At 65.1% G+C, this 15028-nt stretch carries 18 protein-coding genes, 1 tRNA gene and 1 pseudogene; 4 read left to right on the top strand and 16 right to left on the bottom strand.

Features of this window, described 5'->3' with window-relative positions; all coding sequences use genetic code 11:
• The 3 genes and pseudogenes from KQ304_RS11170 to KQ304_RS11160 all read right to left on the bottom strand — a co-directional run.
• A pseudogene (locus tag KQ304_RS11170) lies at nucleotides 1–116 on the bottom strand (phycocyanin subunit beta); the annotation flags it as partial.
• Between the two features lie 533 nt (nucleotides 117–649).
• A complete protein-coding gene (locus KQ304_RS11165; protein WP_259737156.1) occupies nucleotides 650–871 on the bottom strand; it encodes a phycobilisome linker polypeptide in 222 nt (73 codons plus the stop codon).
• Nucleotides 872–904: 33 nt separating this feature from the next.
• Nucleotides 905–1750 carry a phycobilisome linker polypeptide gene (locus KQ304_RS11160; protein WP_259737155.1) on the bottom strand — a complete coding sequence of 282 codons (846 nt, stop codon included), beginning with the start codon at nucleotides 1748–1750 and terminating at the stop codon, nucleotides 905–907.
• A 233-nt stretch (nucleotides 1751–1983) separates the two neighbouring features.
• Between KQ304_RS11160 and KQ304_RS11155 the strand changes: the two genes are divergently transcribed.
• Nucleotides 1984–2385, top strand: coding sequence for a hypothetical protein (locus KQ304_RS11155; RefSeq protein ID WP_259737154.1), 402 nt, complete (start codon nucleotides 1984–1986; stop codon nucleotides 2383–2385).
• A 9-nt stretch (nucleotides 2386–2394) separates the two neighbouring features.
• Here the strand turns inward: KQ304_RS11155 and KQ304_RS11150 are convergent, their stop codons facing one another.
• The 12 genes from KQ304_RS11150 to psbB form a co-directional block, all read right to left on the bottom strand.
• Nucleotides 2395–3162 (bottom strand): phycobilisome rod-core linker polypeptide, encoded by a 768-nt coding sequence (locus tag KQ304_RS11150; RefSeq protein WP_259737153.1) that lies wholly within the window; start codon nucleotides 3160–3162, stop codon nucleotides 2395–2397.
• 153 nt (nucleotides 3163–3315) lie between these two features.
• On the bottom strand, nucleotides 3316–3942 hold the full coding sequence (locus tag KQ304_RS11145) for a chromophore lyase CpcT/CpeT (protein WP_259737152.1): 627 nt from the start codon (nucleotides 3940–3942) through the stop codon (nucleotides 3316–3318).
• Nucleotides 3943–3979: 37 nt separating this feature from the next.
• On the bottom strand, nucleotides 3980–4216 hold the full coding sequence (locus KQ304_RS11140) for a hypothetical protein (protein ID WP_259737151.1): 237 nt from the start codon (nucleotides 4214–4216) through the stop codon (nucleotides 3980–3982).
• 100 nt (nucleotides 4217–4316) lie between these two features.
• Nucleotides 4317–4389, bottom strand: a tRNA-Phe gene (locus tag KQ304_RS11135).
• 755 nt (nucleotides 4390–5144) lie between these two features.
• Nucleotides 5145–5414, bottom strand: coding sequence for a DUF2470 domain-containing protein (locus tag KQ304_RS11130; protein WP_259737150.1), 270 nt, complete (start codon nucleotides 5412–5414; stop codon nucleotides 5145–5147).
• Nucleotides 5415–5574: 160 nt separating this feature from the next.
• On the bottom strand, nucleotides 5575–6915 hold the full coding sequence (locus tag KQ304_RS11125) for an FGGY-family carbohydrate kinase (protein WP_259737149.1): 1341 nt from the start codon (nucleotides 6913–6915) through the stop codon (nucleotides 5575–5577).
• Between the two features lie 5 nt (nucleotides 6916–6920).
• Nucleotides 6921–8183: a methionine adenosyltransferase gene (metK, locus tag KQ304_RS11120; protein ID WP_259737159.1), complete on the bottom strand. Its 1263-nt coding sequence runs from the start codon at nucleotides 8181–8183 to the stop codon at nucleotides 6921–6923.
• Nucleotides 8184–8215: 32 nt separating this feature from the next.
• Nucleotides 8216–9016 carry an HAD family hydrolase gene (locus KQ304_RS11115; protein WP_259737148.1) on the bottom strand — a complete coding sequence of 267 codons (801 nt, stop codon included), beginning with the start codon at nucleotides 9014–9016 and terminating at the stop codon, nucleotides 8216–8218.
• Between the two features lie 32 nt (nucleotides 9017–9048).
• A complete protein-coding gene (locus KQ304_RS11110) occupies nucleotides 9049–10134 on the bottom strand; it encodes a 30S ribosomal protein S1 (RefSeq protein WP_259737147.1) in 1086 nt (361 codons plus the stop codon).
• 103 nt (nucleotides 10135–10237) lie between these two features.
• A complete protein-coding gene (gene nrdR / locus KQ304_RS11105) occupies nucleotides 10238–10735 on the bottom strand; it encodes a transcriptional regulator NrdR (protein ID WP_259737146.1) in 498 nt (165 codons plus the stop codon).
• A gap of 175 nt (nucleotides 10736–10910) precedes the next feature.
• Nucleotides 10911–11006, bottom strand: a complete 96-nt coding sequence (locus tag KQ304_RS11100) for a photosystem II reaction center protein T (RefSeq protein WP_006042122.1) — start codon at nucleotides 11004–11006, stop codon at nucleotides 10911–10913.
• Nucleotides 11007–11030: 24 nt separating this feature from the next.
• Nucleotides 11031–12590 carry a photosystem II chlorophyll-binding protein CP47 gene (psbB, locus tag KQ304_RS11095; RefSeq protein WP_259737145.1) on the bottom strand — a complete coding sequence of 520 codons (1560 nt, stop codon included), beginning with the start codon at nucleotides 12588–12590 and terminating at the stop codon, nucleotides 11031–11033.
• 236 nt (nucleotides 12591–12826) lie between these two features.
• On the opposite strand from psbB, the gene KQ304_RS11090 reads away from it, so the two are divergent.
• Nucleotides 12827–13300, top strand: a complete 474-nt coding sequence (locus KQ304_RS11090) for a (2Fe-2S)-binding protein (RefSeq protein ID WP_259737158.1) — start codon at nucleotides 12827–12829, stop codon at nucleotides 13298–13300.
• Between the two features lie 42 nt (nucleotides 13301–13342).
• Nucleotides 13343–13450 carry a photosystem II reaction center protein PsbM gene (gene psbM, locus KQ304_RS11085; RefSeq protein WP_006173432.1) on the top strand — a complete coding sequence of 36 codons (108 nt, stop codon included), beginning with the start codon at nucleotides 13343–13345 and terminating at the stop codon, nucleotides 13448–13450.
• Between the two features lie 162 nt (nucleotides 13451–13612).
• Here the strand turns inward: psbM and KQ304_RS11080 are convergent, their stop codons facing one another.
• Nucleotides 13613–14461, bottom strand: a complete 849-nt coding sequence (locus tag KQ304_RS11080; protein ID WP_259737144.1) for a universal stress protein — start codon at nucleotides 14459–14461, stop codon at nucleotides 13613–13615.
• Nucleotides 14462–14532: 71 nt separating this feature from the next.
• On the opposite strand from KQ304_RS11080, the gene KQ304_RS11075 reads away from it, so the two are divergent.
• A complete protein-coding gene (locus KQ304_RS11075; protein WP_259737143.1) occupies nucleotides 14533–14985 on the top strand; it encodes an acyl-CoA thioesterase in 453 nt (150 codons plus the stop codon).
• Nucleotides 14986–15028: the final 43 nt, after the last annotated feature.

Here is a 15028-nt window from a genome sequence, read left to right as displayed (position 1 = left end):
TCCATCCGCTTGTTGCTGTCTGCGACAACCGACGCCAGGGCGTCGATCTGGGCAGAGCTGAGGAATTCGCCGCGGGCATCAGCCTGAGCAACGACCTTGGTGAAGGCGTCGAACATGTAAAAAAAGCTCCTGTTCTCGACGGGTGGGGGTCGGGAGTTGGGTGATCAACAGTGAGTGCGCCTAAGGCGAACTCGCGTGCCGAGTGCGAGGACAGCTGGCATGCACCGGATGAACCGGCTGGTCGGCTGGACCGACCGATGGCCAGATGTGGCTCGACTTGACCTGTGTATTTTTAGCCCTAGGCCCGCAGCCACGTTCGATCATTCACAAATGGTCATCCAGGCGGCACTGCTGCTCCCGCGCAAGCTTTTTCACAGCTCGACTGGAGCCCAAGGCCAGTCCATGGACTCTGTTCCAGCCGTTTTGTAGCTGGCTGAACAGTAAAATCCAGAAGGAAGGCGCGTCGACCCGATGGGCCGCGCGACGCTGCCCTGGTCAATCCCACCACGTCACTTCGGCCAGCCCATGGTTTGCGGCGGCATGAAAAAGCCCCCCTGGGGAGGGAGGCTGGGCTGAGGCAATGAGTGGACAGGTCTGATCTGGAGCCCTTGAAGGAGCCATGGCCAGGATCAGACCCGAAGAATCGCCGTCAGGATGCGGAGCTGTCGCCTGAGCCGCTGACACTCACGCCGGTGATGGTGCCCCCGAGGCGATGAACGAGACGCATGGTTTCGTTCATGCGGGTGTAGGGCACCTGCATGGTGCAGTCGGAGCTGCGCACATAGTCGTTGTTGGCCAGGCCTGTGACCTGGATCGTGACTTGGCGGTTGCTGCTGAAGCTGCTGCCGCGGGTGCCTGCAGAGACCTTCATGGCGAATGGGAAACGACGAGGATGGGGAGGGAATCAGTTGACCGGGCTGACGCTGGCGATGCGGCCGCCTTCGCGCTGGATCTGCCGCTGGTAGTCGAGCAGCTTGTTGAAAGGGATGAAGCGCACCCGATTGCTGCGCTTGTGCAGGCGGTAGTTGTTGAAACCGGAGATTTCGACCCGGTAGGTGCGGCCCTGTTCGCCGGCGCCCACTCCCATGCGGGTGACGCCATCGGCCTCGACCGAGCGGAATGCGGAGCCCTTGGCATTGGGGCTGACCACGGGAATAGCGGCTCCCTTGTGCACAGAGGGATTCAGCCGTGACTGATTCTTGGCGCTGTCACCCTTGATGGATGCTGCCGCGCCGCGGGAGAGTTGCAACATGTAGGAGAACTGGAGCCCCTGCTGGCCGACGGAATAGTTCCAGCCGTGCAGGTAGGGCACTTGCTCTTCACCGAAGCGATCCTGATATTCGGCACTGTCGAGGTAGGAGTCGATCTCAGCGTCGAAACCTTCGTTCTGCAGAATTGTGAAATGGTGCAGCATCTCAGCTTTGTTCTGGGGCGCCCGACCCAGCAGATGCTTGTGGTTCAGTTCGATGAAGCGGTAAGGGTTGCTGTTCTCAAAGAACCGCTGCCGGTAGAGGTTGCTCTTGGCCACTTGGCGCACGAATTCCCGCACACTCAGGTAGCCCCGGCGGAACAGCGACTCAGGACCCTCGAGCCGCTCGCTCTTCATCACGTACTGGTAACCAAGCACCTGCTGGTAGACCGAGCGAATCAGTGCGGCGATGTCGGCTTCGGTGGCGTTCGACCAGTTGTCCTTGTTGCGAGTGTTTGCGAAGCGATCGATGCCCAGGTAGGCAGCGTTGACGAGTGTCATGGGCGTGCAGGCCGGGAAGGAAGGGAGGACGTAAGGGGTCGGGGCTGACGAGGCGGTGCTGTCAAGGATGTGCTGGACACAGGCCACAACGTCCCCGACGATGCTGTCTGCAGCCGGATCCTATGGGGGCCGTTACGCTCTCACCGGGGCTTTTCAGAATCGTTACAAAGGCGCCCTCTGGCGCCCGTTGCTCAGGCCGATACCATCCGCCCATCGCGGTCGCTGAATGACCCATGACATCGGCAGTTGACTCTGAAGCCTGGCCCCTGCGCATGGGCGTTCAGCTCAGGGCCCTTGGCGAGCTCACCGAAACGCTCACCCTGCGCCTGCTGGAGATGGAGAGGCGGCTGCTCCACCTGGAAGATCAACAGAGCAGGCTGCTGGATCGCGCTGGCCGGGATGGGGCCGATGCAGCTGCAGTTCTCGACCTGCTGGAGCAGACCGATGATCGTCTGAGCCGGCTCGAAGCACTGCTCGATCAGCCGGCTCACGGCCAGATCTCAGGGGTGAGGCCCCTGCGGGTTCTGGATTCAGCAACTCCTCCCCCAGCCTCTGCCCCCGAACCGGAGTTCGGAGGTGAAACCCTTTTCCCAGAGGAGGGGGAGCAGCCTTTCATGGATGAGCTGAGGGCCTGATTCAGGCCCTCAGCCAGCGGAACCTGTGCTGAGCATGGCGGCTGCGGTGGCGATCACGAGGCCGAGTACGGCCACTCCGCCGATGGCGGCCAGCCCCAGCCAGAGGGTCTGAACCAGCTTCGGCGGCTGCCCATCGATCCAGGCAGGGGAGCGCAGCCCCCGCTCCAGTTGCGTGCCAGAGCTGAACGAACCGGCGGGCGCCCGGGAGGCACTGATGTCGCGCCAGTAGGAGGAATAGCGTGGTGCCTGCTGGTTGAAGGGTTTCTCACCAAGGCTGCGGCCGGGGAGCACGCGCGAGCGCTGGTAGGGCACTTCATCTTCCCCGAAGGTGTCGAGGTATTCCGGGGACTCGAGCAGAGCGTCGACGAAGCTCTGCATTCCCTCGGATGCAATCAGAATTGAGAAAGCGATACGCTCACGCTCCCCATGCACGGGGCGGCCGAGAACACGGCCAACCACTTGCTCCACAACAGCGTAGTTGCTGTTGCAACGGTAAAAATCCCTGCGAAATTTCTCTGAAAGGAGCAGCCCGCGGATGAACTGCTTCGTGCTGATTTGACCGCGCCGCAGCCTGGATTCAAGACCTGGCTCCCTGTCGGTTTTGAAGGCGTGGAAAAAGATCTGGCGGTAGGCCCTCTCGATCAGTTCATCCACAGCCTGGGGGCTGCGAAGCACGCCTTCCGGAGTGCGCCGTGGCTCTTCTTCGCTGCCTACCGCCAGGCTGGTGACGCGGGCATTGAGGGCAATGGGATTGAGCTCGAGCAGGGGCAGGGCCATGAAGTGCCAAGGGCAGGGGCGATGAACTTAGGCACCCCTGCTGAGCACAAACCCCTAGTGACAAAAGACCTTACAGAGCTTTACCGTGCCGCCCCAATTTATTTGACTAGCTTCATTGTTTTTTGTTGCGTACTGCTGCGACTTCGGGCCTGATCAGGGAGCTGCTGATGCTGAGCTGCCTGCCCAGCTCTCCAGCCAGGTGGCTGGAATCTCAGGGCTGAAGTCGTCGGTGCGCTGGAATTCGAACGATCCCGCCAGCGATCCCCAGAGCTGTTCATGGCTGGTGGGATCGTGGCCTCGATCGATCGTGCGCATGGAGGTGGCGTCGATTTCGAAGCTGCTCACCAGGTAGGCCGTCGCGCCCTTGCGTTCCACCAGGCAGCGGCATCCGGGCTCCACCTCGCCGACGAAGCCCTCGCCTTGTTCGCGAACCACATAAGTGCAACCCTCCAGCAGGCGCAGGTCTTGCTTCTGGATCTGGGCCATGCGCTCGGGATCCTGCACCGCCCCCCAGAATCGCCTCTCCTCGTGGAGGGCATGGTTGTGGATGCGCAGGCTTCCGTCCGGCGCGCTCTCGGCCCGCAGCACACGGATGCGGTAGGGCTGGCCGGGCGCAAAGGCGTACCACTGCTCCAGCAGCAGGGAGCCCGGATCCAGGTGCGGCAGCGGCCGGAAGCTCACCAGAATGTGGGCGTAGAGGGGAGGGTTCTCGAAAGCCTGGTCCTGGTTGCTGAACCCGGAGCTCAGCATCCGGACCAGGCGCGTCAGGGAGCTGGTCATGGCGTGAATCCTATGGGGCCGCCCTTCCGCCGTGAACTCAGGCCTTGAGCAGGCGCAGGCGGAATTCAGCCACCTGGCGCACCAGTTCGGGTTCCTTCAGGGCAAAAGGGTGATCGCTCAAAGCACTGATCACCCCCACGAGGGCGGCTTCACGGGCGCCTGAATCGGCGGGATCAAGGCTGCCGATCCGCCCCCAGGCCTCATCGAAGGCCATCCCGTAGCTGTCGGCATTGCTGAACTGCTGGTTGGGGGGGCGCTCAGGAGGGGTTCGCATCTCGTTGGTTCAACGCAGCTTCAAGGACCATCCGGCCTCCGGATGGAACTGATCCTTGGTCTAAGACCATCACACATGGTCAAGGATCATCACAACAGAATGCCAGGACCCAGATTTGAACTGGGGACACGGCGATTTTCAGTCGCCTGCTCTACCAACTGAGCTATCCCGGCCGGCCGCTTGGCAGCACCGCTGGATCCTAGATCACGGCCTGGAGCAGGCGTCCGGGCCAGGCAGAGGAGCCCCATCACCGGGTATCCGGCTTGCTTGAGGGCGGCAGCGGCGGCCATGGCTGTGGCCCCTGTGGTGAGGATGTCATCCACCAGCAACAGGCCCTGACGGGATCGCCGGCCACGGGAGAGCCCGTCAGGGGCGATCCGGAAGGCTCCCTCCTGGTTGAGCGCCCGCAGCCGGCGGTTGAGGTGGTGCTGGCCCAGCGTGGCCCGGCTGCGCTCCAGGGGAGCCACTCTGGGCAGGCCCAATCCCTGGCAGATCAACAGGGGCAGGGGGTTGGCCCGCCGCTTCCAGCTGGGAATCGCCACGACGCTCAGCCCCTGCAGAGAGACGGGCAGCGTCGCGGCCAGGCGTCTGGCCAGGCAGGGAATCGCCTCTCTGCTGGGATCACGCCGCTGGCGCAGCAGCAGGCTGCGCAACGCCCCCTGGTACGGGCCCAGGGCCCACCAGGGCATGGGTTCGGTGCCGCTCAGCACCCCGCTCAATCCAGACTGGATCTCGAGGCCCAGCGATTGGCAGCAGGCCTGGCAAGGCTGCGGCCGCCCTGGCTCCGCCTCGCGCTCAGGTTCATCTGGGTGGCCGCAGAGCGGACAGGTGGCCTGGGTGATCAGCTGGAGGCATCCCCTCCACAGGGCCTGGATCATGGCGGTGAGCTCCCGGAACATGTGCGGCGTTGCCGCTCAGTGTTCCCAGCTCAGGCCTCGGGCAGACCCTTGAGCATGGCCACCAGGGTGCGGTGGGCGTCCTCGCTGTCACTGAGAACATGATCGAAGGGCACCGAGAGGTTGGCGCCATCCACTTCGAGCTCCATGGCCTCGGGGCTGACCCGCAGCATGCGGGCAGCGTTGGCCTGCTGAGCGCCGCCGTAGTGGCGCGCGTAGGCCAGCACTGCCTCACCGTGGTCCTTGTTCATGTGGCGGCAGATTCGATCGCTGACGGCTTCGTTGAGGGGATCGCTGGCCATGGGTGCTGGGCAGGGTTTGCAACTGATTGTGGCGGAGACGGGGCTCAGGCCAGCACGAATCGCTGCCAGAGCAGCAGCCCCAGCCTGATGGCACTGAAGCCGACGTAGCCGGCCAGAACCGCGAACAGGGCCATCGAGATCACGGTCCGCAGGCGTTCATTCATGGACTCTTGGACTCAGGGTCAGGCTCCTCCATCTTCGGCGTTGGAGCAGACGCCTTCAGGGCCCTTTGGGCCAGCCGTGCCATCCCCTGGGCCGCTGAGAGCCCCGGACGATTGAGCACCGGCCTCGCGATCGCCTGCTGGCGCAACTGACGCCACTGGGGATTGCGGGCCCCGCCCCCGAGGCTGATCACCCGCTGCAGTGGCGGAGCCCCCAATTGAGCCAGGCGCGTCCACCCCTGGGCCTCGATCCGGGCCAGTCCTTCCAGCAGGCCCTGCAGGAACAGCGCATCACTCACGGGCCGGGGCTCCAGGATCGGCAGCAGATCGGGGTCGTCGAGGGGGAAGCGCTCCCCCTTCGCCGGCAAGGGCCGGTAGTGCAGCCCGCTGGGCCTGGAGGGATCGATCTGACGGCTGAGCTGCTCCAGCTCGGCCTCAGTGAAGAACTGACGCAGCACGCCACCACCGGCGTTGGAGGCCCCACCCACCAGCCAGCGCCCCCCCAGCCGATGGCAGCTCAGTCCCGGGCCCTCGATCGGCTCCGCCACGAACTGTTTCAGCACCAGGGTGGTGCCCAGCACAGTGATTCCGTCGCCAGGGGCCGGATCAGCCGCCAGCACAGCGGCGTTGGCATCGGTGCTGCCGGCCACCACCAGGCAGGAGCCCGGCAGCCCCAGTTCAGCGGCGCAGCCTGGAGCCAGCGGTCCCAGCACCGTGCCGCTTTCGACCACCTCGGGCAGCGCCGCTGCCCACGCTTGCCGCTCCAGCTCTCCGGCCCAGCACTGACGTCTGAGATCCCAGCCCAGACGGAGGTTGTTGCCTTCTTCGCCCCAGCGCCAGTCACCCAGCAGCCAGCCCATCAGCCAGTCGGCCTGGTGGCGCAGAAGCAGATCAGGGTCCGTCCCGGCTTCCGCCTCCCTCCCCGTGGGCGAGGCCAGCAGGCGCAGGGCCCTGGCCAGGCTGCTGCTGACACTGGCGGCGGCGCAGCCCCGGGGCACTAGCGCCGCGAGGGCTCCCGCCTGCTCGGGGCAGGCGAGGCTGTAGGCCAGTGCAGGACCCAGGGGTGTGCCGCCTGAGTGGCAGGCCAGCAGCGTGCCGGATGTGCCATCGACACTGATGGCGCCCAACCTCTGGCTGAGCTGGGCGGGCAGAGCCCGCGTCAGCGCCACCATGCCCTGCCGCCAGCTGCTTGGATTGTTGAAGCTGCTGGGATAAGCCGTGGCCTGCTCGCTGAGCACCTGACCCTGGGCATCGATCACCGCCAGGCGGATGCCACTGCTGCCGAGATCGACCCCCGCCGCCAGAGGGCCGATCTCGTTGCCGCCACGGCGGCTGGTCACGGTGATCAGGCGGCGGGCTGGCCCACGGGCACCCGATCGGCGGTGGCCTGCTGCAGCCGTGCAGCCGCCTCGCTGACATCTTCCCAGGGGAGGTTGAGGTCGGGCCGGCCGAAGTGGCCGTAGGCGGCCACATCCTGGTAGAAACGCCCGCCCCGCTGGCGCGGGAGCTCGCGCAGGCCGAAGGTTTCGATGATCGCGCCGGGGCGCAGGTCGAAGTGCTCCTGCACCAGGGCGGTGAGGTCGTCGTCGCTGATCCTGCCGGTGCCGGAGCTCTGCACCAGGATGCTTACCGGCTTGGCCACACCGATCGCGTAGCTGAGCTGCACTTCCACGCGCCGAGCCAGACCAGCGGCCACCAGGCTCTTGGCCACGTGGCGGGCGGCGTAGGCCGCTGAACGGTCCACCTTGGTGGGATCCTTGCCGGAGAAGGCACCGCCGCCGTGACGCGCTGTTCCTCCGTAGGTGTCGACGATGATCTTGCGGCCCGTCAGGCCCGCATCACCCTGGGGGCCGCCCACCACGAATTTGCCGGTGGGATTGACCAGAAAACGCACGGCCCCGCGCTCCGGTTGCAGTGGCAGATCGGCGGTGGCCGGAATCACCACATGGGTCCAGAGGTCATCGGCGATGCGCTGGCGCAGGCCTTCCTCATCACTGATGCCATCGATCTCCGCCAGGTGCTGGGTGGAGATCAGCAGGGTGTCGATTGCCACCGGTCGATCGTTTTCGTAGACCACGCTCACCTGGGTCTTCCCATCGGGGAGCAGGTAGGGAAGGGTGTTGTCGTGCCGCACCTGGGCCAGCCGGCGGGCCAGGCGGTGGGCCAGGCTGATGGGCAGGGGCATCAGCTCCGGGGTTTCGTCGCAGGCGAAGCCGAACATGATTCCCTGATCGCCGGCTCCCACCAGGTCGAGCGGGTCGCCATCGTGGTCGTCGGCTTCGTTCACGCCCTGGGCGATGTCGGGCGATTGCTGGTCAAGGGCGGTGAGCACGGCACAGCTGTTGGCGTCGAAGCCACCGGCTTTGGCACCGCTGTAGCCGATGGTTTCGATCACGGACCGCACCAGGCTGGTGATGTCGACCCGAGCCGTGGTGCTGACTTCGCCCGTCACCAGGCAGAGGCCGGTGTTCACGACGGTTTCGCAGGCGACCCGGCTGGCGGGGTCGGCGCTCAGTAGAGCATCGAGAACGGCATCGCTGATCTGATCGCAGATTTTGTCGGGATGGCCCTCGGTGACCGATTCAGAGGTGAAGACGTAGCGGCTCATCCCGGCTTGCACGGTCATCAGGGTGACTGAGCTTATCGCCCGACTCTCAGCTCCTGCCAGTGATCGAGGCAGGGTAGGTGCTCCGGCAGCGGCGGTCGGCTGCTCCAGCCGGCGCTGTAGCCCAGGGCCAGGGCCACTCCCGCCCCTTCCGCCATGCGCAGATCACTGCTGGCATCCCCGATCAGGGCACAGGCCGAAGGGCTGACCCCAAGCCTGGAGCAGAGCCCGTGTACGGCCGCTGGATCGGGCTTGGGCGGGTCCATCTCGGCGCTCCAGATCTCCCGGAACAGCCCGGAGAGCCCGTGGCCAGCCAGGAAGCGATGGATTCCTTCGCTGTCGTCGTTGCTGATCACAGCCAGCAGCACGCCTGAGCGGTGCAGCTCCTGCAGCAGAGGCTTCACCCCTTCGGTGAGCGGTGCCAGGGACGCCTCGCCCGGACGCGGCCCCTGGCCATCGATGGGCTCACGATCTGTGCCCGGATCTGTGGTCGGATCGGTGGCCGCGAACACGGCTTCGCTGTGGGCCAGGGCATCCGGCCATCCCAGACCCACCTGACAGAACGCGGTGGCGGTGGAGATGAGGTTGTGCTGGCGGCTGGCCACGGCGGTGGTGCCAGCCGGGTGGAGCCGATCGACCTCTAGGCCGTAGGCCCGCTCCAGCAGGTTCTGAAACTGGGGACGGCTGGCTTCGGGCACGTGCTCCAGGCAGGCCTGGAGCCGGGCGCGGCTGAGGGCCAGCAGGCCCGGTTCACTGAGGCTGAGGGTGCCGTCCTTGTCGAAGAGGACAGCTTCAACCGATCCGAGGGTCTGACCACGCAGAAGCAGTTCAACCATCGGATCGGTGCAGGGAGCCCAGGTTATGGCGCTCAGTCGAGAGTGACGCCCATCGGTTCGTTCTCTTCGGCCTGCTCCAGCAGCATCTGCTTGTAGCGGGCCGCCATCTCCTCGGCCTTGTCGAACACTTTCTGGGGATCGGTGAGCATGTCACCGGGTTCCGGCTCGAGGGCCTTGGTGGAGAGGGAGATCCGACCACGCTCGGCGTCGAGGTCGATGATCATCACCTTCATCTGATCATTCACGTTGAGCACCGTGTGGGGGGTCTCGATGTGCTCGTGGCTGATCTCGGAGATGTGCAGCAGGCCGCTGACCCCACCGATATCGATGAAGGCGCCGTAGGGCTTGATGCCGCGGACGGTTCCGAGCACCACTTCGCCCACCTCGAGGCGGTTCATCTTGCGCTCCACCAGGGCGCGACGATGGCTGAGCACCAGGCGGTTGCGCTCCTCGTCCACCTCCAGGAACTTGAGGGGGAGGAAATCGGCAACGAGATCTTCCTTGGGCTTGCGGGTGCTGATGTGGCTGCCGGGGATGAAGCCGCGCAGGCCTTCCACCCGCACCAGGGCGCCACCGCGGTTGGTGGCGAACACTTCGCTGTAGATGGTGGCGTCTTCCTTCTGGAGCTGGCGCACCCGCTCCCAGGCCCGCTGGTATTCGATCCGGCGGATCGAGAGGGTGAGCTGGCCATCCTCGTTCTCCTCGCTGAGGATGAAGAACTCACGGATCTCACCGGGCTCCAGCACGTCGGAGAGGTTCTCGACCCGGTTGATCGACACCTCCTGCAGGGGCATGAAGGCAGCGGTCTTGGCGCCGATGTCGATCATGGCGCCCTTGGGCTCCATGGCGAACACGGTGCCGTTCACCACGTCGCCGGGCTTGAAGTTGTAGTCGTACTTGCTGAGCAGGGCAGCGAACTCATCCAGCGTGAAGCCGGCACCGTCGGTGTCGCGGCTGGCGGCGCGGCTGCTGGGATCGTCGGCTGTGGGGACCTCTTCCGGGATGTCGAGGTTCAGATCAGCCGAGGTCTCGCTGGTCGGGTCCAGATCGGTGGGGGCTTCGCCCACCGGGTCCAGTTCGGCCTCGGTGCTGCTGATCTCGGAAGGGGTCACGGTCATGGAAGGGTGGCGGTCTGCCCGAAGCAGAATGAAGGGGAACGCGTGCCTGCCCGCCGACAAGCGCATGCGATCCACGATCATACAAATTCGCCTACCCGGGGGCTCAGCTCACGGAGGCCAAGGCGCCATCGGGGTGCTGGCGAGACGGCCGACAGCTGAGGCCCTCAAGGGTGGCGACGAAGTCGCTGATGCCCTGAAACTGCCTGTAGACCGAGGCGAAGCGCACGTAGGCCACTTCGCTCACCTCGCTGAGCTGCTGCAGCACCAGCTCACCGATCTCGGCGCTGCTCACCTCGCGACCATGGCGCTGCTGCTGCAGTTGCAGCTCGATGTCGTCGACCACGGATTCCAGCCGCGCCGGCTCCAGGCCGGTTTTTTCGCAGGCCCGCACCAGACCGTGCAGCAGCTTGCTGCGACTGAAGATCTCACGGCTACCGGTGCGCTTGATCACCGTGATCGGCACGGTTTCCACCCGTTCGTAGGTGGTGAAGCGAAAGTCGCAGTGGAGGCATTCACGCCGCCGCCGCACACTGCGACCAGAATCCGCGGAACGGGATTCCAGCACCCGGCTATCGGTGTGTTGGCAGGAGGGACATTGCATCCCTAGGCGACCTGTGCGGTTTGATTATTGAAAGTGTAGTCAGTTGAGCTCCGATTGAGAAGTGAGGAGTGCTCAATCGCTGCGCTCCGCTGCTTGGGAATGGCTCCTGGCATGAAAAAGCCCCCGTTGGAGCGGGGGCTTGGGGGGTTCTCAGGGTCTTAGAGAACCCTGGATCTCACTTGCCGATCTTCGGGGGATCGCGGAAGGCGATCGCGAAGAACAGGGTGGCGATCGCCAGCGTGAGAATGAGGATGTAAGCGAAGCTCTCCATCGAGAATCTCCTGAGTGGGGGCGATCAGCTGAGCTTGGAGCCAGCCGGTGGGACGTAACCCTCGGGAAGACGGCGGGTGGTGCGGTCTCCCAGCTTCTGGAACAGGCCGAATTCCACCTGCTCGCCAAGGTCGGGGTCGATGCCGGCGAACACATCCCGATACAGGGTGCGAGCGCCGTGCCAGATGTGCCCGAAGAAGAAGAGCAGGGCGAAGGTGGCGTGACCGAAGGTGAACCAGCCGCGGGGCGAGCTGCGGAAGGTGCCGTCGGATTTGTAGGTCTCGCGATCGAATTCGAACGCTTCACCCAGCTGGGCCTTGCGGGCCAGCTTCTTCACCGCTGCAGGGTCGGTGTAGATCTGACCGTTGAGGGCGCCGCCGTAGATGGTGGCCGTCACTCCGGTCTGCTCGAAGGAGTAGCGGGCTTCGGCGCGGCGGAAGGGAATGTCAGCCCTGACGATGCCCTGGTCGTCTTCAAGAACCACAGGGAAGTTCTCAAAGAAGTTGGGCAGGCGGCGGACCTGAAGGTCGCGACCCTCCTTGTCGGTGAAGCTGATGTGGCCCAGCCAGCTGGTGGGCAGGCCGTCGCCGTTGACCATCGGACCAACGCGGAACAAGCCACCCTTGGCCGGGCTGTTACCGACGTAGTCGAAGAAGGCCAGCTTCTCGGGGATGGCACCGTAGGCCTCTTCGGCGCTGGAGCCGTTCTCCAGGGCTGTCTGGACCCGACGATTGATTTCAGTACGGAAGTAGCCCTGGTCCCACTGGTAGCGGGTGGGGCCGAACAGTTCCACCGGTGTGGCGGCTGAGCCGTACCACATGGTTCCAGCCACGATGAAGGCCGCGAAGAACACTGCGGCGATGGCGCTGGCCAGCACTGTCTCGATGTTCCCCATCCTCAAGGCCTTGTAGAGGCGCTCGGGTGGGCGGGTGGTGATGTGGAAAATGCCGGCGATGATGCCCACGATGCCGGCGGCGATGTGGTGGGCCACGATCCCGCCGGGGTTGAAGGGGTTGAATCCTTCAGGTCCCCAGGAGGGCTGCACCTTCTCGAGGTGTCCTGTGAGGCCGTAAGGGTCGGAGACCCACATCCCCGGTCCGAAGACTCCGGTGAGGTGGAAGGCGCCGAAACCGAAGCAGCCAAGGCCGGCGAGCAGGAGGTGGATGCCGAAAATCTTGGGCAGATCCAGCGCCGGTTCACCGGTGCGGGGGTCCTGCCAGATCTCCAGATCCCAGTAGGTCCAGTGCCAGATGGCGGCCAGGAACAACAGACCGCTGAAAACAATGTGCGCAGCGGCTACACCCTCGAAGCTCCAGAAGCCAGGGTCGACTCCCGTTTCTCCGGTGATGCTCCAGCCGCTCCAGCTGCCGGTTACACCCAGGCGGGCCATGAATGGCATGACGAACATGCCCTGGCGCCACATCGGGTTGAGCACCGAGTCGGATGGATCAAAAATGGCGAGCTCATAGAGCGCCATGGAGCCGGCCCAGCCGGCGACCAAGGCGGTGTGCATGAGGTGCACGGCCAGCAAGCGGCCCGGGTCGTTGATCACGACCGTGTGCACCCGATACCAGGGCAATCCCATGGGGGTCAGGTCCGGAGTAACAAACAGCTGCCTGTGGCGACATGACGCCAGCACAGACAGTGGACGATCAAACTGATCGTTCCGTAGTGGGGATCGTAAGGGGTTCTCCTGGCCTACGGGAGCGAGGGCGGGGAGCTGAAACGAGCCGTGACCCGCTCTGCGGTGCTTTGCCCTGGGAGCTGTTTACAAAACTCAACTTGAAGGGGGCAGAATGGGTGCTTCCGCGCCTGATCCTGATGCCTGTGATCCGCTTCATCCGTGAAGGCCGTGATGTGGAGTGCTACCCAGGCGAGAATCTGCGGGAGGTGGCTCTGCGGGAGGGACTGGAGCTCTACGGGCTCAAGGGGCAGCTCGGCAATTGCGGCGGCTGCGGTCAGTGCATCACCTGTTTCGTTGATGTGGTGGCTGAGGCCTCACCGGGCGCCCTCAGCCCGCGAACCGCTGTGGAGGACCGCAAGCTGCGCCGTCGGCCCGAGGGCTGGCGCCTCGCCTGCCAGGCCCTGGTGCAGCGCTCCTTGATCGTGCTCACCCGGCCCCAGGCGGGTCTTGCTGATCGCGAGGCTCTGCTGGCCGCCGCCCGGGCCGAGCCCCTGGCGGCGGGCCCCACGGCCTGGCCCACCACGGAGCCGCCGTCGGAGACCGGGCCCACCGGCCAGGAATCAAGCGCTACGGCCGATGAAGCGGTGGAGGAAGGCCCCAGCGGTGGGTGATACGGTCGCCCCACGCAACCTTCAACCCGTCCTAGAGCTCCCATGGAAACCAACGATCTGGGTTTTGTGGCCAGCCTCATGTTTGTGCTGGTGCCGGCTGTCTTCCTGATCGTTCTCTACATTCAGACCAGCAGCCGCGAGCAGGGTTAAGCGGAGCTGGATCCATGGGCAGACTTCGGGGAGCCCTGTGGCACCCATGGGTCTCCCTGTGACCTGCACAGACCAAACCCCCTGAAGCCGTCATTCACGGCCTCAGGGGGTTTGTCCGTGTGGGCCTTCCACATTCAGCCTCGGCTGAGTTGTCGGGGCTGATCAGCGCTTTGATTCGGGCTCCCGCACCAGCAGCACCGGTGCAGGAGCGTGCACGCGGATGTAGTCGCTCACGGAGCTGCCCAAGAGCCGGTCGATATCCACCAGGCTCTTGGCCACCAGCGGTCTGCGGTCCTGGGAGGCGATCACCACCAGATCGGCCTTCATCTCTTCGGCCATGGCGCAAACCCCGCGTCCCACATCGCCGGTGCCATGGACACCCTTGAGCTCGACGCCGAGGGAGCGGGCCCGCTGCACCGCTTTCTCGATCACCAGGTCGGCAGGACTCTTGCCGCCACGGCTGGGCTGGATGTCCTGGCGCGAGATGTGCACACCCGTAAGGGTGCCTCCGGGAATCTCCCGCACCAGCTCACAGGCGATCCTGAGGGCGTCATCGCCGACTCCGGTGCCGTCGAGGGTCACCATCATCCGGTTCACATGGCGCACGTAGAGGTCGTCGCGCACCAGCAGCATCGGCCTTGTCGAGAGCTGGAAGACATATTGGCTGGAGCTGTTGGCCAGAATTGACTGCAACCGTCCCAACCCCCTCGAGCCCATCAGGATCAGGTCGGCATCGAGTTCGTCGGCCACCTTGAGCACGGTCTGCTTGATGTCGCCCTGGCGAATGATGGCGTTCACCTGAGTGGGGTCCAGGCCAAGGCGCTGAATGGCATCGGCCACGATGCCGGAGGCTTTCTGCCAGTGTTCCTGAAAGTCAGTGCCCGCTTGCTCTGGCACCACATGCAACAGGTTGAGCCTGGTCTGGCGGAACGCTGGGAGTTCGCGCAGCATGCGCACCATCTCCTCGACGTGGCCCTTGCCGGAATCGGCGATGAGCAGATTGCGGAACACGGGGCTGTCGCGGCTTTTCGGCAGCCTATGGCCTGCATCTGGTTGGTTTAGCGGTGGAGCGAGAGGCTGTAATGGAGTGGCAAAACGCGCACCCCGGTTGGCTGCTGCGCCGGCGGGTGCTGCCTCAGCACACCGACCACGGAGGTGTGATGTGGCATGGCGCCTATCTCGGCTGGCTGGAGGAGGCTCGGGTGGAGGCCCTGGCGGCGGCGGGGCTCCCCTATGCGGCGCTCTCGGCTCAGGGCCTGGAGCTGCCGGTGCTGGCCCTCCGGATCGACTACCGCCAGGCCGTGGGCCACGGCGAGCTGGTGGAGCTGCGCAGTCAGGCCCAGCCCCGCCGTGGGCTGCGGCTGCCCTGGATCAGTCGCTTCATGCTCAGTGGCGGAAGGCTGGCGGCGGAAGCCCGGGTGGAGCTGGCGCTGGTGCGCCGTCAGGGAGCGAACCTTCAGCTGGTGCGCCGCTATCCCCCAGAGCTGGAGCGGGCGCTGCAGCGGCTGCTCGACGGCCCGAGCAAAGCGTGCTAGTACATCTGTACTGAATGGCTTGGCCATGGGCGAGCTGCTGTCG

It is taken from the genome of Synechococcus sp. CS-1329 (assembly GCF_025128055.1).
Taxonomy (GTDB): Bacteria; Cyanobacteriota; Cyanobacteriia; order PCC-6307; family Cyanobiaceae; genus Regnicoccus_A.
Note: the sequence above shows the minus strand (reverse complement) of the source record. Positions and strands in the feature narration are given on the sequence as shown.

Excerpts from the sequence above, each read along its gene's own strand:
- KQ304_RS11115 (WP_259737148.1), bottom strand. The coding sequence starts at position 9,016 with ATGGTTGAACTGCTTCTGCGTGGTCAGACCCTCGGATCGGTTGAAGCT.
- metK (WP_259737159.1), bottom strand. The coding sequence starts at position 8,183 with ATGAGCCGCTACGTCTTCACCTCTGAATCGGTCACCGAGGGCCATCCC.
- KQ304_RS11110 (WP_259737147.1), bottom strand. The coding sequence starts at position 10,134 with ATGACCGTGACCCCTTCCGAGATCAGCAGCACCGAGGCCGAACTGGAC.
- KQ304_RS11100 (WP_006042122.1), bottom strand. The coding sequence starts at position 11,006 with ATGGAGAGCTTCGCTTACATCCTCATTCTCACGCTGGCGATCGCCACC.
- nrdR (WP_259737146.1), bottom strand. The coding sequence starts at position 10,735 with ATGCAATGTCCCTCCTGCCAACACACCGATAGCCGGGTGCTGGAATCC.
- KQ304_RS11090 (WP_259737158.1), top strand. The coding sequence starts at position 12,827 with ATGCCTGTGATCCGCTTCATCCGTGAAGGCCGTGATGTGGAGTGCTAC.
- KQ304_RS11155 (WP_259737154.1), top strand. The coding sequence starts at position 1,984 with ATGACATCGGCAGTTGACTCTGAAGCCTGGCCCCTGCGCATGGGCGTT.
- KQ304_RS11150 (WP_259737153.1), bottom strand. The coding sequence starts at position 3,162 with ATGGCCCTGCCCCTGCTCGAGCTCAATCCCATTGCCCTCAATGCCCGC.
- KQ304_RS11075 (WP_259737143.1), top strand. The coding sequence starts at position 14,533 with ATGGAGTGGCAAAACGCGCACCCCGGTTGGCTGCTGCGCCGGCGGGTG.
- psbM (WP_006173432.1), top strand. The coding sequence starts at position 13,343 with ATGGAAACCAACGATCTGGGTTTTGTGGCCAGCCTCATGTTTGTGCTG.
- KQ304_RS11160 (WP_259737155.1), bottom strand. The coding sequence starts at position 1,750 with ATGACACTCGTCAACGCTGCCTACCTGGGCATCGATCGCTTCGCAAAC.
- psbB (WP_259737145.1), bottom strand. The coding sequence starts at position 12,590 with ATGGGATTGCCCTGGTATCGGGTGCACACGGTCGTGATCAACGACCCG.
- KQ304_RS11145 (WP_259737152.1), bottom strand. The coding sequence starts at position 3,942 with ATGACCAGCTCCCTGACGCGCCTGGTCCGGATGCTGAGCTCCGGGTTC.
- KQ304_RS11130 (WP_259737150.1), bottom strand. The coding sequence starts at position 5,414 with ATGGCCAGCGATCCCCTCAACGAAGCCGTCAGCGATCGAATCTGCCGC.
- KQ304_RS11140 (WP_259737151.1), bottom strand. The coding sequence starts at position 4,216 with ATGCGAACCCCTCCTGAGCGCCCCCCCAACCAGCAGTTCAGCAATGCC.
- KQ304_RS11165 (WP_259737156.1), bottom strand. The coding sequence starts at position 871 with ATGAAGGTCTCTGCAGGCACCCGCGGCAGCAGCTTCAGCAGCAACCGC.